Raw genomic sequence first — 14,748 nt, forward strand, 5'->3', positions numbered from 1 at the left:
GAAGATTAAAGATAAATGATAATATAATAATGAATTAAGCTCCTGATTTCAATTTAAGAATTTTACTCCTCTTTTTTTTAATCTCTGCTATATTGTCCTTAGTGTCATGCCGTGGCTTGACCACGACATCTCAGGACACAGTTTGCGGTACAAGATCCCGTGGACAAGCCACGGGATGACAAGTTAACCCAAATAAATTACTTTTTAGCAGAAATGCATTATGTTTAAATTACTAAATCCTCATTATTTTAATAAACTGTCAAAAATAGTAATTCCTATATTGACAATATTGACTTTTCTAACATCGGCTATTGGTCTTTACTTAGGGCTAGTAGTTTCCCCGCCTGATTATCAACAAGGCGAATTCGTACGTATTATGTATGTTCATGTGCCTGCCTCTTGGATGGCACTCGCTATTTATGTCTTTATGGCAGCTTGTAGCTTCAGCTATTTAGTGTGGAAAACCACTATGTCATATTTGCTTGCGGTAGCTGCTAGCTATATCGGGGCTACTTTCACCTTAATTAGCTTAGTAACAGGCAGCATATGGGGCAAACCTATATGGGGAGTATGGTGGGTATGGGATGCACGGCTTACTTCAATGTTAATATTATTCCTACTATCTTTAAGCTACATTATAATAGTTAATAGTGCAGAAGATATAAGAAAAGCCCAGAATCCTGCTTCTATTATTGCTCTTATTGGGCTTATTAACATACCAATAATAAAATTTTCGGTAAATCTTTGGTATAGCCTACACCAGCCAGCTAGCGTTTTAAGATTAGGCTCACCAACTATTCACTCATCAATGCTAAAACCTTTAATAATAATGTTTGTAAGTTTTATATTATATTTTTTGTTAATATTATTTTTAAGAACCTCTATATTAATCAACAAAATTAAAAGTAAATAAAAAAATGACCTACGTTGTAACTGATGAATGCGTGAAATGTAAATATACTGATTGTGTTGAAGTATGTCCGGTAGATTGTTTTTATGAGGGTGAGTTTATGCTGGTTATCAATCCGGATGAATGTATAGATTGCGGGGTATGCGTGCCTGACTGCCCAATAGATGCCATAAAGCCCGAATCACCTGAGCTAATAGAATGGGTAGAGCGAGCAAAACACTTTATAGAACATGAGAAATGGCAAATTATTACTAAGAAAAAACCCGCTCTACCAGATGCTGATAAATTCAAAGATGAAAAAGATAAATTTAATAAATATATTGGTGTATAAAAGGGCTAATTATCTATTTATGTCTATTTTGTCACAAACTTATCTAAACTTGTTGCTTTAATCTATTAATTTTATATATTAATCTAGCACTATTAATAATTAGTATGTTATACTAGCCCTAAAGATAGCTTTTTATTAATTAATTCAAATTATTGAGGTACTAAAAATGAAAAAATTACTTTTAATAGCTGCTACAAGTGCAACAGTTTTATCTTCAGCCCTTTCATTCGCTGATTGCGGGAATGATAGCTGGTATTTAAGAGTAGATGCTGGTGCGGCAATGTTCAATAAAGAAAAGGACAGCCAAACTGGTCTTAAATTAAAATCTAATACTGCTTTTACTGGTGATATTGGTGTTGGTAACTATATTGCAGAAAATTTCAGAGCTGACTTAACTTTAGGTACTACATTCAGTGGTAAATTAAAGAAGTCTGGCAGTGTCAACGGAACTAATCGTTCATCAAGCCATAAGCCTAATATCACACGTTTACTTATTAATGGTTACGTAGATCTATCTAACTTTGAAATGTTTGATGTTTTTGCTGGTGCTGGTATCGGTGCTTCAATGCTGAAAGAAAAAGTTTCATATTCTCAAAGTATTAATAATGTTACTGTTTCTAATTCTTATTCAAGCAAAAACACAACTAACCTTGCTTACAAACTAACTTTAGGTACTTCTTCACAAATTTCTGATGGAGTTAAAGCAGAGTTAGCTTATAGCTGGATAAGTGACGGTAAGGCAAAAGGCGGGACTGTAAAAAATCAAGCAGGACAAAATGTGCAAGTTAAAGGAACACGTTATCAAAGCCATAACATAACTGCAGGTTTAAGATGTGATATATAATCAAATAATCAACAATATTTAATAGTTTCAAGTAATTAAAATAACTTTTCTATTACTTAGGAACTATTGTCATTAGATTTAGGTAATAATCTTATCTAAAATTTAATTTTAATAACTAACAAATAATTTAAGGAATATTAATAATATGAAAAAATTACTTTTAATAACAGCTGCAAGTACAGCTATTTTATCTTCAGCTGCAATTTTTGCTGCTACCGATCCTTGCGAAGGAGTTGTGATGAATGCCCCTATGACAACTGATTCAGCTATGAATTCATCAATGTCATCATCTATGGAAAATCTATGGTATCTAAAAGTAAATGCTGGTGCTGTAATTTTTGATAGCCAAAAGGATAGGCTCACAGAAATAAAAGTGAAGTCTAACACTGGCTTTACTGGCGAAATCGGAGCAGGTTACTATATCATGGATAACCTAAGAACTGATTTTACAGTTGGTTTAGTCACAAGTAATCATTTAAAAAAATCAGCAAATGGTAATAGGGTTTCAGTAAAACACAGACCTAATATTGTAAGCTTCTTATTAAATGGTTATGTTGATGTAGTTGATTTAAATATGTTTAAAGTTTTTGCTGGTGCTGGTATTGGTGCCGCAATGGTGAAAGAAAAAATTTCATACACATCATATGCTGATGCTGCTAAAGTAACTGTTAAAAATAAAACAAATTTTGCTTATCAACTATCTTTAGGTACTTCATTTGAAGTTGCTCAAGGTGTAAAAGCTGAACTAGTTTATAGCTGGAGAGATTACGGTAAAACAAAAACTCAAACTGTTACTCAGGATGGTGCGTCAGCAAGATTTGGTGGAACACGCTATAGAGGTAGTAACTTAATGGCTGGTCTAAGATTTGATATGTAATTTTTTACATCTTTTAAATCCCTAAATCTAACAAAAGAGTCTTTAGTTTCCTAAAGGCTCTTTTTTTTTATATCACATCATTGCGAGCGACTGCAAGGAGCGTGGCAATCTCAGGATATAGCACCACACACAGTCATCCCACGATTTTTATGTCCTGCGTTATCCCGTGGCGGCATTGTTACGTGGAGCATTTGTCCCTGTCATCCCGCGACTTGATCGCGGGATCCAACATAAAGCAAGATAACCTACCCTTTTAACCTGAATTCTGGATTAGCTAATTTTGAGATATAGCAGGTTTGTTAGGTTTCATACAGTATGCAATTAGGGCGGATAAGATATGTACAAAGGCATTCCAAATTGATCTATGTCTTGTATGTTCGAGCTCGAAAGCACCCTTCAGCACACTAAATACTGTTTCGATAATTGAGCGTTTGCGTAATAATTGACTAACGAATATTAGAATTACCCTCAACGAACATTAAAATTACCTATAAAAAAGAAGTAACTATGGACAGTAAAATCGAATAAAAATTTATTTTTAAATATTTAAATATTATTCGAGAATTACTGATGACATGTACAAATAACCAAGTAGGTATTTTAATGCAAAAGATCAAAAAATATAATCAGATAATTTCTGCTGCAAAAGCAGGTATGAGTGTAAAAACGGCACGTAAGTATTTACGTATTAATAAGTATCCAAGCGAATTACGCACAATACGTAAATATAGGACACGTAAGGATCCATTTGTGAAGCACTGGGATGAAATAGAATCAATGCTAGAATCAGCACCGGAGTTGCAAGCAACTACCATATTAGCATATTTGACAGAAAAGTATCATGGGAATTATAATGGGAAGCAATTACGCTGTTTGCAGAAAAGGTTGAAACAATGGAGAGCTGCACATGGTAAGGATAAGACAGTAATCTTTTTACAAAATATTCTTCCTGGCAAACAGAGTCAGTCTGATTGGACCAATATGAATCAATTGGGTATTTGTATTGGTGGGCAACCATATCCTCACTTACTATTTCATTTTATGTTGCCTTATTCATGTTGGGAAACTTTTAGCATATGCCATAGTGAAAGTTTTGATACATTAGCATCAGGGTTTGAAAAAGCTGTATGGGAGTTAGGTGGAGTTTTACCAGAGCATCGTACAGATAATTTAAGTGCAGCTACCAAGCAATGTGGTAATAGTAGACAATTTACAGAAAGATGGCAAGAATTGCTTGGTTATTACAATGTTGCACCATCGCGAAATAATCCAGGCGTCAGTCATGAAAATGGTTCTGTTGAAAAAAGTCATGATACATTTAAGCAAGCAGTGAATCAACATCTGCTATTACGTGGATCACGTAATTTTGTTGATTTAAAAGCTTATGAATTATTCCTTACACAAATTAAAGAAAAGCGAAATAGCTGTAGAAAAGGAAAGTTCTATAAATGATGCTCCTCGTAGCTCTGCTGCGAGGAGCATCATTTATAGAACTTTCCTTCTGGAGCTAAAGCATCAAGTTTTATACGAGATTTAGTGATAGCATAAGAAGTAACACAAGCTAGAATATGCACCAAGAAATTAACAGGAGATCTATGCCTTATATGCTCTAGGTTCATTCTATTTTTTAGTATATTAAATACTGATTCAATTAATGATCGTTTACGTAACATAGCCTTATCTTCTAATTCTAGTAAATAATTCTTCATATCCTTGCTAATATTAGTTATCATTCTTAAATTTCTAGAATAGAGTTTAAACCATAACTCTTTACAAATATATGCTTTATCACCAAATACCTTACCTGTTATCTTCTGAGTTATAGATTCAAGAACAGATAAATCAGCTCTATTTGCTTTTGTTATTTTAACAGCTATAATCTCTGCTTTATGATTAACTGAAGTTTTGACAAAAAATTTTTATTAAAAAAAGTGGCGAGTGTATCAATCTATAATTTGTATTATATATCCAATAATTTACTTTAAATTGTAGAAATATCGCTTTTAAGCTGATAAAAGCACTAAATATTTAACCGCATAGCGAAAATCTAGGGAGCTTGCTCCCTAGATGGATAGCGTTATAATATAAGCGTTGGCATATTATAATTTAGTAGAATGGAATTGAGGCGTAATAGTCATCATGTTTTTAGAATAATGTATCACTTTGTGTGGATACCAAAATCAACTAAACGCAATGGATAAAATTGAAAAAGAAACAAAGCAGTTTAACCTGTTTTGAAACTCGGTCGCTTGCGGCCGAGTTCTTCATCTTTAAATATTTAGTGCTTTTATCAGCTTAAAAGCGATATTTCTACAATTTAAAGTAAATTATTGGATATATAATACAAATTATAGATTGATACACTCGCCACTTTTTTTAATAAAAATTTTTTGTCAAAACTTCAGATTTAGGCATAGTGTTGCCTCGCATTTACTAGAAAATGGGGCAGATTTACGCTCTATTCAAGAGCTGTTAGGACATAAAAGTTTTCAACTACACAAAGCTATACAAAAACAAGTATAAAGCATTTAGAAACGGCATATGTTACCGCACATCCAATCAAAAAATAAAATGTTATTTAATAATCTTCTTGCGTTAATTTTAAGTTATATATTATATTAATTTAAAACCTTATAAACGCTAATTTAGGATAAGGGATAGATAGAAAGCTTATAGATAAAGGGTTTAAAGGAGATTAATGTTGAGTTATGATAGATTTTTTTAATAAAAGATCAGTAACTCAACATGAAAAGATGTATCATAACTGTATATTATTTAGTAGATAATTTTTGTAAAATATATGAAGAATGGATAGAACACCGTCTATTATCAACAAATCAGCAAAGGCATAGAATAGGAAAATTAAGTCTTGCAGAATTGATGACAATAGTCGTATATTTTTATCTATCGCCTTGCAAGGACTTTAAAAACTATTATTTATACTACTTACCGCATAAATATAAGGGTTACTTTAATTTACCATGTTATAGTAGAATAGTACAATTATGGCCAAGGTTAATATTGCCATTGTCAATAATGTTGCAATTACTACGAGGTGAAGATACAGGAATATATTTTATTGATTCAACAAAACTATCTATTTGTCATGCTAAGCGCACTTCTAGTAATAGAGTTTTTGGTAAAATTGCCAAAGTTGGGATGAGTAGTTATGGTTGGTTTATGGGATTTAAATTACATTTAATCATTAATCATAAAGCAGAGATTATAGCTGTTAAAATAACAAAAGCAAATAGAGCTGATTTATCTGTTCTTGAATCTATAACTCAGAAGATAACAGGTAAGGTATTTGGTGATAAAGCATATATTTGTAAAGAGTTATGGTTTAAACTCTATTCTAGAAATTTAAGAATGATAACTAATATTCGCAAGGATATGAAGAATTATTTACTAGAATTAGAAGATAAAGCTATGTTACGTAAACGATCATTAATTGAATCAGTATTTAATATACTAAAAAATAGAATGAACCTAGAGCATACAAGGCATAGATCTCCTGTTAATTTCTTGGTGCATATTCTAGCTTGTGTTACTTCTTATGCTATCACTAAATCTCGTATAAAACTTGATGCTTTAGCTCCAGAACAACTTCTCTTATCCTAAATTGGCGTTTGTAGAGAAAGAGTGGTGATAATCTGGTAAGATGTCCTGAATTAAAAATAATCCAGATTATATGAGATCTCGGAAGAAAGCCCCTTTTAACCTGAATTCTGGATTAGCTAGTCCGTCCGCCAAAACTCTACAAGCCTTATAGATAATATGGTTTTAAGACAAGAAGTAATACAACAATCCGTAAGAAAATGATAAAATATGGTCATAAACCTTATGGATTTCAGTCAATGCCAATAGACAACATTATCAAATCGCAAGAACAAGGGAAACTGTTTGGTTATAAATTAAAAGAAGAATTAAACCCAAATAATAAGCTATATAAATTAAGAGAATTAATAAATTGGTCTAGGCTCGAAGAGTGGTTATCAAAAAATGTTTGTATTAAGAAATTTGGTAGAAATAGAAAATGTCATAGAGTGATGCTTGGCATAACGATGCTACAAGCAATGTATAATTTTTCAGATTCATTATCAGAGGAAGAGCTAAAAGAGAATATGTATTGGCAGTATTTCTGCGGGTGGGAATATATAGAAAAAGACATAGCTATCTCGGAAACTAGTATACGACGGTTTCGTAGTGTATTAGGTGAAGCTGGATATAATGAGATATTATCGGAGTTGATCAGGGTTGGGATAAAAACTAACACAATTAAAAAAAAAGATTTGGAATTAATCATCGCTGATACGACTGTACAAATTAAGAATATCAAACACCCACACGATGTTTATTTAATGGATAAAGCTAGGCTTAGCATAGTAAAGCTTTGCAACAGTTTGGGTATACATTTGAATGAAACATACGCTAGAACCTATAAACGCGATATAGTAAAGCTATGGAAATATAAAGAACATAGTAAAGCCAAGAAGCGTTGGAAAATAATGAAGCATTTAAAAATATTACTGGGTCGTTTGATTAGAGTATGTGAGCGTGAGATCAAAAATAAGCAATTAAACTTGTCTCTCAAAAATCAAGAAGTATTGCAAAAAATAAAACAAATACATAACCAATCTGTTTTAAAAAGAGAAGCTAAAAAGCAATATAAAGAAGATAACAAAGTATTATATAGTTTTCATGCCCCTGAAGTAGAGTGTATAGGAAAGGGAAAACGCAACAAGCCATATGAGTTTGGCAATAAAGTAGCGGTAGTAGTAAGTGGTCGTAGAAATTTTGTTTTATCCGCAAAATCGTTTCATAATAATCCTTATGATGGTCATACATTGCATCAGAGCTTTGAAGCAGTAGAGAGTGTCACTGGAATCAAGATAAAGAAATCATTTGTTGATCTTGGGTATAGTGGTAGCAATGTAAAGGAGAAGAGTAAGGTATATACCCCAAAAACGCGGAAGAAGTTGTTACAAGAGGACAAGTCTATGATCAAGAGACGCAGTGCCATAGAACCAATAATAGGTCACTTAAAGCAATATGGTCGGATGGGTAGAAACTTCTTGAAAGGTATGATAGGAGATATTATCAATCCAATAATCTCTGCTATTGGTTTGAATTTACGATGCATTGCAAATCATTTACAAATCGTGTCTAACTCCACATAAATCAAAAATATCATCATGCAAAAACTAGATGAACGATAAAAAATCGTTAACAATAGCTCCATATCAAAATTAGACCAACACAGAAATGTATCAGTAAAAATTAACATAACTTATTAATTTTTATTGAAAATCTTAGCAATTTGTTGTCAAAACTCTATCCCATTACAAATGATCAGGATTTGAAGTGTTTTTGGCGGATAGACTAGCTAATTTTGAGATATAGCAGGTTTGTTAGGTTTGATGAACGAACATTAGAATTACCCATGACGAATATTAAAATTACCCATTTTTGAGTAAAAAATATTGTCTAAAGTGTTACATTATTATCCTCCGATTTTATAGTTAATTTTTTGCCTTTAGCTGTAGCGATTCTATAACTTTCAGTATTGAGTTCAAGAATTGAAGAATGGTGAACCAATCTGTCAATAACTGCTGACGTAGTCATTTCATCTTTAAAAATAGTATTCCATTTTGCAAAAACTAAATTGCTAGTAAATGATGCTCCTCGCAGCAGAGCTACGAGGTATCTATCCAAAAAGCTTTAACTGTTTTTGTTGAAATGCTTTATAAGAAGGTTTGCCTGAACCTTGATTCTGTACATAATTACGTAATTTCTGCTCATCACCATGTTTACCTACTGTGCTCATAAAATATCCTTTACTCCAAAACTCACTTCCCCATAATTTTTCTTTAAGATTTGGATATTTCTCAAACATTTTCTTAGAAGTAATACTTTTTATGATTTGAGTTATTTTTGTTGGGCTATACATTGGTATTGACTGTAATAAAAAATGTACGTGATCTTTATCTACTCCTATTTCTAAAAATCTAATTTCATAACGATCTTCTATGTGCTCACAAATTTTACACAAATAATCATCTAGTTCTTGATTGAATATTACTCTTCTATACTTTGCCGGCGTTACTAAATGATATATTAGTACTGTGCATTATGACTCTTATGTATATAACTGCTTTCTTCCATTCAAGTAGTATATCACGAAGCAGAGCTTCGGGGAATTAAACCCTGAGAGATTAATCCATTCTGACTTAGTACTGTTTTTAAATCTACTCCGCCTTCTATCAGCAAATCTATTGCTTCATTTATTTTTTTATTCTTCTCTATTTGCATTTCTGTGGTAAATTCCAGTATTAATTAAGCCAGATTTATATTTTCTTCCCATACCTCATTGGGTGTTTTATAACCGAGCACTTTTCTTGGTAAATTATTTAAAAAATCCTCAATTTCTTGTAATTGCTTTATTGTTAATTTTTTTATATCTAAAGATTTAGAGTATACTCTGTGCACCATTGAGTTAATCTTCTCTATCAATGGTTTTTGCCATGGAGAATAAGGATTGCAAAAATATACTTTTCGTTCAGATTTTGGCAATAGTTGTTCATGATTGGTAAATTCTTTGCCATTATCTAACGTTATGCTTTTGATTATATGCGACAATTGTTTAAGTTTTTTATTCATGTTACCAATCACATCTTGTGTTCTTTTTGAACGGTTTAAAGTGAGAAACACTTTTTGTGTTCTGATATCCACAAGAGCGCCTATATTACGACTTTGATTACCTTTGTTAAAAGTTAAATCACCTTCTAAATGACCTATTGCTGCTATCTTTCTATTTATCTCTGGTCTTTCAGTAATGGAAACTCGATTTGGTATTGTAATTCTTTTGTTTCTGATTCTTGTACCATGATGCAACCTATTTTTCCTTTTTCTTGCTAAAGATAAATATAATTTTTGCCTTTGTGCTATAGGAGATGTATAAATAAACTGGTATATACTCTCTGTAGAAATATTGACAGTATCTCGTGATAGTTTACGTCTACCTGAAATTATATCTGGTGAAATACCCTGTGTTAACTGCTTTATTATTTCTGCTCGTAAATTATTATCAATATCTAATTTTCTTTTTCTCTTACCTTGCCTTAAACTGCAAGCAAGTGTGTTAGCCCTATCTGGTCTATAATTATGCCTCATTCTCTTGAGTTCATAACATATAGTGCTTTTATCACGGCCAATCTTTGTCCCTATATATCGCGAGCTATAACCACTCTTATTCATTTCGTATATTTTAAATCTTTCATCTATCGTTAAATGAGCCATGATATATCTATATTTAAATGATGCTCCTCGTAGCTCTGCTGCGAGGAGCATCATTTATAGAACTTTCCTGTTACCTATATTTTTAATTACTTCTAATATAGGCTCAACAAAAATTTACACAATCATTGCAAAAGACTCGCATATTCTAGCTTGTGTTACTTCTTATGCTATCACTAAATCTCGTATAAAACTTGATGCTTTAGCTCCAGAACAACTTCTCTTATCCTAAATTGGCGTTTAGATTGTTCAGGAGAAAGTATTGGTTGCTCTTTAGCAATCTTGACACCATTATCTACAGTAAAAACACCGCAATCTGATTGATTATTTTGTTGCTTTGTTTGCTCATCAATTATAATTGGCTTATTCGGAAGATTTCCTAAAGTTTTATCTATTAATTTCGGTAATTTCTGACCGTCATAAAATTAATAGAATTACCTAGTGAATCGTTAAAACTGAAGTTTTGACAAAAATTCTAATTTTTCTGACTAAAGTAAAAATTTATATTTAAAGTTAAATATTTAGTGCTTTTATCAGCTTAAAAGCGATATTTCTACAATATGAAGAACTCGGCCGCAAGCGACCGAGTTTCAAAACAGGTTAAACTGCTTTGTTTCTTTTTCAATTTTATCCATTGCGTTTAGTTGATTTTGGTATCCACACAAAGTGATACATTATTCTAAAAACATGATGACTATTACGCCTCAATTCCATTCTACTAAATTATAATATGCCAACGCTTATATTATAACGCTATCCATCTAGGGAGCAAGCTCCCTAGATTTTCGCTATGCGGTTAAAGTAAATTATTTGATATATAATACAAATTATAGATTGATACACTCGCCACTTTTTTTAATCCCTGTTGGGTTAAATTCCCCGTGGCTTGCCACGATTATTTGAATCAAGCAGGACGGTCCGCAGGAAAATTTGCCGTAAATACCCCGTAGGCTTGCCTCGGGGATAGGCAAATTTAGTTCTGCGAATTTATTTTAAGGAGTTAAATCAAGACATATTTAATGCTCCATGCTTTAACTTGTATAATTTATCCATTCTATGTGCTAATTCATGATTATGCGTTACCATTACAATAGCTGTATTTTGTTCCTTGGCTACTTTTAAAAATAAGTTAAATACTTCATTGGTAGTTTTAGGATCTAAGTTACCTGTAGGCTCGTCTGCTAAGATAATTTTTGGCTTATTAATTAAGCTGCGTGCTATTGCGACACGTTGCTGCTCCCCGCCTGATAATTCACCTGGCATATTATGTAGCTTTTTGCCAAGACCCAAACTATCTAATATACTTTTTGCTGCCTCTATTGCTTCTTTTTGATTAGAGCCATTAATAAGACGAGGCATAATAACGTTTTCAATTGCAGTAAAATCTTTTAATAAATGATGTTGCTGATAAATGAAACCCAAATAATTAAGACGAATTAGATGGTTTGTTTTATACTCGTTATTTGCAATAATAACTTCGCCGTTAGTTGGCTTATCAAGCAAGCCTGCAATATGTAGTAAAGTCGATTTACCACTACCTGAAGAGCCAATTACAGCAATTAGCTCGCCCTCGTTGATATTTAAATTAAGATCATCTAATACTCTAATAATAGAGTGACCTTGCCTATAATGTTTAGAGACATTTTTTAAAGTTAGGATTTTATTACTCATATCTTAAGGCATCCACAGGATTTAATTTTGAAGCTTTATAAGAGGGATAAATTGTTGCTAAGAAGCATAATATTATAGATAAAGAAGCGATTAAGATAATATCCTGACTTCTTACTTCTGATGGGAGACTATAAAGAAAATAAACTGCTGCTTCAAAAATCTTAGTACCGGTTATATTTTCTAAAAAGTTTTTGATAGTCCCAATATTATAAGAAAAAGTAATACCAAGAATTAAACCAAGTATAGTACCAAGCAAACCAATAAACATGCCATTATAGATAAAAATTAGCATTATCTGATTTGTGCTTGCTCCCATTGTTCTTAAAATTGCTATATCGGAAGTTTTATCTTTCACTAGCATAAATAAGCTTGAGATAATATTAAAGGCAGCAACTGTAATGATTAGCGAAAGAATAGTAAACATGGCTGTACGCTCAACAGCTAAAGCACTTAAAAATGGTACATTCAAAGTTTGCCAGCTAGATATTTGTAAATTTGTACCTAGTAATAGCTGCACTTTATGCGAATATGCAAGAGCCTTATCAGGATGCAGGGTATTAACTTCAATTAAGTTTATATTATTTCCAAGAGATAGAAAATTTTGTGCTGCTTCAAGTGACATTAATATGGTTGCTGAATCATAATCATACATACCGCTATTAAAAATCGCTATAACTTTAAATTCTTTTGATCTTGGTACGCTGCCAAAAGCGGTGGAAATAGAATTCGGTGAGATTAATTTAACTTTATCATTAACTGTTACACCTAAATTAGCAGCTAAACCTTGCCCAAGTGCTATTACATTCTTACCATGGAAATTATCAAAACTACCAAAATTGACATTTTTAAAGATTTCATTTTTTAATTTTAAATCATTTAAATCAATACCTTTAATAATAGCACCGCTATTATTATTTTTGCCTAGTGCCAAGGCTTGACCATGAGCAATAATATTTACATGTGTTACGTAATTTTGCTGTAATAATTTAGCTTTAATTTCTTCGTAATTACCAATACTGCTAGTTTGCGGGCTTATGACTATATCGCCGTTTAAACCGATAATATTTTTAGTCAGCTCTGTATGAAAGCCGTTCATAACCGACATAACAACTATTAATGCCGCAACGCCGATCATTACTCCAAGCAGAGAAAAGCCTGAAATAATAGAAACAAATTTTTCATTTTTTTTAGCTTTGAAATATCTAAAAGCTACTGTCAAGATAAAGTTATTATTGATCATTTTTGTTGTTTTGTCATTGCGAGCGACTGCAAGGAGCGTGGCAATCTCATGAAGTTAGTATAAAATTCCTGAGATTGCCACGCTCCTTGCAGTCGCTCGCAATGACGATTATATCATCTACCCACCATTAGAAATCTCAAAGATTCTATCATATTTAAAATTAAACCAAATGCCGTAATAACACATATGGTGATTCCAAGAGGAGCAAAAGTACCATTATATAACCAACCCACTAATTGTAATCCTACAGCAGTTATAATTAATTAGTTAGAAGCAGCAGGCTTTGTTACTAATGCTTGAACTTCAGGTTTTAGCATATTATATTGAGTCATTGTTAAACCAGTATTCATCCAGTTTTGTACGTCTGATGATAAATTACCATATTGATCAGCTGTTAAGCTTGCTAACCAACTATTTAAAGCAGTAGGATCCATTACTTTAATAGTGTCTGTAGTAACAGAAGCAGGATCAGGCATTTGTTGAGTTGTTGTTGAAGAAGCAAATACTGGTGCTGAAAAAGCTAGAACTAATAGAATTTTCAATAAATTTTTCATTTTATAAACCTTTTTTGTTTTGTTAAAGTGATTATAACAAAGCTATAACAGCTTTCAAGCTAAATTACACCAAACCTTTGAAATTTTTTGTGTAAGCAAATGCTAATTGTAGCAAATATATCATCCTGTCATCCCGTGGACGAGCTACGAGAGGCGTTATTTTGAAGTTTTGACAAAAAATTTTTAAAAATGATGCTCCTCGCAGCAGAGCTACGAGGTATCTATCCAAAAAGCTTTAACTGTTTTTGTTGAAATGCTTTATAAGAAGGTTTGCCTGAACCTTGATTCTGTACATAATTACGTAATTTCTGCTCATCACCATGTTTACCTACTGTGCTCATAAAATATCCTTTACTCCAAAATCCAAAACTCACTTCCCCATAATTTTTCTTTAAGATTTGGATATTTCTCAAACATTTTCTTAGAAGTAATACTTTTTATGATTTGAGTTATTTTTGTTGGGCTATACATTGGTATTGACTGTAATAAAAAATGTACGTGATCTTTATCTACTCCTATTTCTAAAAATCTATAGCTAACGCGACTAGAATTATTCCTTAGAATAATGTAAGATAATGATTTTAACTACGGTAGAGATGAAAGCATACAGTCAGGATTTAAGAAGATAGGGTAATCAGTCTTCACAAAACCTCTAAATATAGAATAAAAGCAATATCAGACTTATTAGGTATAGAGCGTCATACGATATCAAATTGGATTAGACTTTATAAAGAAAATGGAGACTACAGCTCAAGACAACATCTGCAAAGTGGACGTGATGCTAGGTTTACTAATAAGGAGAATATAATTGAATTTTTAGCAAATAATCCTGATAGCCGAGCTATAGATATAAGAGATGCAGTAGCGCCCGAGCTGCCAATGAGCACATTTTATGACACGCTTCATAGAATGAAAATTACATATAAAAAAAGAGCCAAAATACAAAGGCAGGGATGAAGAAGCTAGAAAACAATTTGTGGAATATATTGATCAAATAGCATCTGATAAACTTGTGTATTGTGACG

Annotated in this window: 17 protein-coding genes and 5 pseudogenes; 9 read left to right on the forward strand and 13 right to left on the reverse strand. The window is 32.2% G+C overall.

What is annotated here, in order from left to right; translation table 11 throughout:
• The first annotated feature begins 220 nt into the window (after positions 1–220).
• The 4 genes from AAHI98_RS02870 to AAHI98_RS02885 all read left to right on the forward strand — a co-directional run bounded on the left by AAHI98_RS02870 (position 221) and on the right by AAHI98_RS02885 (position 2,962).
• The gene (locus AAHI98_RS02870; protein WP_342225005.1) at positions 221–913 is read left to right on the forward strand and encodes a heme ABC transporter permease; all 693 of its coding nucleotides are present in this window, start codon (positions 221–223) and stop codon (positions 911–913) included.
• Between the two features lie 4 nt (positions 914–917).
• The gene (gene fdxA / locus AAHI98_RS02875; protein ID WP_342225006.1) at positions 918–1,241 is read left to right on the forward strand and encodes a ferredoxin FdxA; all 324 of its coding nucleotides are present in this window, start codon (positions 918–920) and stop codon (positions 1,239–1,241) included.
• Positions 1,242–1,407: 166 nt separating this feature from the next.
• Positions 1,408–2,085 (forward strand): outer membrane protein, encoded by a 678-nt coding sequence (locus AAHI98_RS02880; RefSeq protein WP_342225007.1) that lies wholly within the window; start codon positions 1,408–1,410, stop codon positions 2,083–2,085.
• 145 nt (positions 2,086–2,230) lie between these two features.
• Positions 2,231–2,962: an outer membrane protein gene (locus AAHI98_RS02885; protein WP_342225008.1), complete on the forward strand. Its 732-nt coding sequence runs from the start codon at positions 2,231–2,233 to the stop codon at positions 2,960–2,962.
• 274 nt (positions 2,963–3,236) lie between these two features.
• Here the strand turns inward: AAHI98_RS02885 and AAHI98_RS02890 are convergent.
• A pseudogene (locus AAHI98_RS02890) lies at positions 3,237–3,404 on the reverse strand (transposase); the annotation flags it as partial.
• A 128-nt stretch (positions 3,405–3,532) separates the two neighbouring features.
• Here AAHI98_RS02890 and istA point away from each other — a divergent pair.
• Entirely contained in the window at positions 3,533–4,414 is an 882-nt protein-coding gene (gene istA / locus AAHI98_RS02895; RefSeq protein WP_342225009.1) for an IS21 family transposase, read from the forward strand.
• A gap of 29 nt (positions 4,415–4,443) precedes the next feature.
• On the opposite strand, the pseudogene AAHI98_RS02900 reads toward istA, so the two are convergent.
• Positions 4,444–4,854 (reverse strand): annotated as a pseudogene (locus AAHI98_RS02900) (transposase); the annotation flags it as partial.
• A 514-nt stretch (positions 4,855–5,368) separates the two neighbouring features.
• Between AAHI98_RS02900 and AAHI98_RS02905 the strand changes: the two are divergent.
• The 3 genes and pseudogenes from AAHI98_RS02905 to AAHI98_RS02915 all read left to right on the forward strand — a co-directional run.
• Positions 5,369–5,532 (forward strand): annotated as a pseudogene (locus tag AAHI98_RS02905) (tyrosine-type recombinase/integrase); the annotation flags it as partial.
• A gap of 175 nt (positions 5,533–5,707) precedes the next feature.
• Positions 5,708–6,583 (forward strand): IS982 family transposase, encoded by an 876-nt coding sequence (locus AAHI98_RS02910; RefSeq protein WP_458693690.1) that lies wholly within the window; start codon positions 5,708–5,710, stop codon positions 6,581–6,583.
• Between the two features lie 197 nt (positions 6,584–6,780).
• A complete protein-coding gene (locus AAHI98_RS02915) occupies positions 6,781–8,142 on the forward strand; it encodes an IS5 family transposase (RefSeq protein WP_342224717.1) in 1,362 nt (453 codons plus the stop codon).
• A gap of 307 nt (positions 8,143–8,449) precedes the next feature.
• Here the strand turns inward: AAHI98_RS02915 and AAHI98_RS02920 are convergent, their stop codons facing one another.
• From AAHI98_RS02920 to tnpA (AAHI98_RS18065), 11 genes and pseudogenes are all read right to left on the reverse strand, one after another.
• Complete coding sequence (locus AAHI98_RS02920) at positions 8,450–8,677, reverse strand: ATP-binding protein (RefSeq protein ID WP_342224937.1); 228 nt, start codon at positions 8,675–8,677, stop codon at positions 8,450–8,452.
• Positions 8,670–9,127, reverse strand: a pseudogene (gene tnpA / locus AAHI98_RS02925) (IS200/IS605 family transposase). Before tnpA (AAHI98_RS02925) ends, AAHI98_RS02920 begins: the two are co-directional and overlap by 8 nt.
• A gap of 12 nt (positions 9,128–9,139) precedes the next feature.
• Entirely contained in the window at positions 9,140–9,274 is a 135-nt protein-coding gene (locus AAHI98_RS02930; RefSeq protein ID WP_342224770.1) for a hypothetical protein, read from the reverse strand.
• Between the two features lie 24 nt (positions 9,275–9,298).
• The gene (locus AAHI98_RS02935; RefSeq protein WP_342224646.1) at positions 9,299–10,261 is read right to left on the reverse strand and encodes an IS30 family transposase; all 963 of its coding nucleotides are present in this window, start codon (positions 10,259–10,261) and stop codon (positions 9,299–9,301) included.
• A gap of 173 nt (positions 10,262–10,434) precedes the next feature.
• On the reverse strand, positions 10,435–10,653 hold the full coding sequence (locus AAHI98_RS18060; protein WP_410526191.1) for a hypothetical protein: 219 nt from the start codon (positions 10,651–10,653) through the stop codon (positions 10,435–10,437).
• Positions 10,654–11,263: 610 nt separating this feature from the next.
• Entirely contained in the window at positions 11,264–11,929 is a 666-nt protein-coding gene (locus AAHI98_RS02940; protein WP_342225011.1) for an ABC transporter ATP-binding protein, read from the reverse strand.
• The gene (locus AAHI98_RS02945) at positions 11,922–13,169 is read right to left on the reverse strand and encodes a lipoprotein-releasing ABC transporter permease subunit (RefSeq protein WP_342225012.1); all 1,248 of its coding nucleotides are present in this window, start codon (positions 13,167–13,169) and stop codon (positions 11,922–11,924) included. The genes AAHI98_RS02940 and AAHI98_RS02945 overlap by 8 nt, the downstream gene beginning before the upstream one ends.
• Positions 13,170–13,286: 117 nt before the next feature.
• Positions 13,287–13,432 (reverse strand): annotated as a pseudogene (locus AAHI98_RS02950) (MFS transporter); the annotation flags it as partial.
• Positions 13,433–13,723 (reverse strand): DUF2673 domain-containing protein, encoded by a 291-nt coding sequence (locus AAHI98_RS02955; protein ID WP_342225013.1) that lies wholly within the window; start codon positions 13,721–13,723, stop codon positions 13,433–13,435. It lies immediately after the preceding pseudogene.
• Between the two features lie 221 nt (positions 13,724–13,944).
• Complete coding sequence (locus AAHI98_RS02960; protein ID WP_410526188.1) at positions 13,945–14,097, reverse strand: transposase; 153 nt, start codon at positions 14,095–14,097, stop codon at positions 13,945–13,947.
• Positions 14,075–14,290, reverse strand: coding sequence for an IS200/IS605 family transposase (tnpA, locus tag AAHI98_RS18065; RefSeq protein ID WP_410526192.1), 216 nt, complete (start codon positions 14,288–14,290; stop codon positions 14,075–14,077). Before tnpA (AAHI98_RS18065) ends, AAHI98_RS02960 begins: the two co-directional genes overlap by 23 nt.
• A 66-nt stretch (positions 14,291–14,356) precedes the next feature.
• On the opposite strand from tnpA (AAHI98_RS18065), the gene AAHI98_RS18070 reads away from it, so the two are divergent.
• Complete coding sequence (locus tag AAHI98_RS18070; RefSeq protein ID WP_410526193.1) at positions 14,357–14,680, forward strand: helix-turn-helix domain-containing protein; 324 nt, start codon at positions 14,357–14,359, stop codon at positions 14,678–14,680.
• Positions 14,681–14,748: the final 68 nt, after the last annotated feature.

It is taken from the genome of Rickettsia endosymbiont of Urophora cardui, from assembly GCF_964030725.1.
GTDB lineage: Bacteria > Pseudomonadota > Alphaproteobacteria > Rickettsiales > Rickettsiaceae > Rickettsia.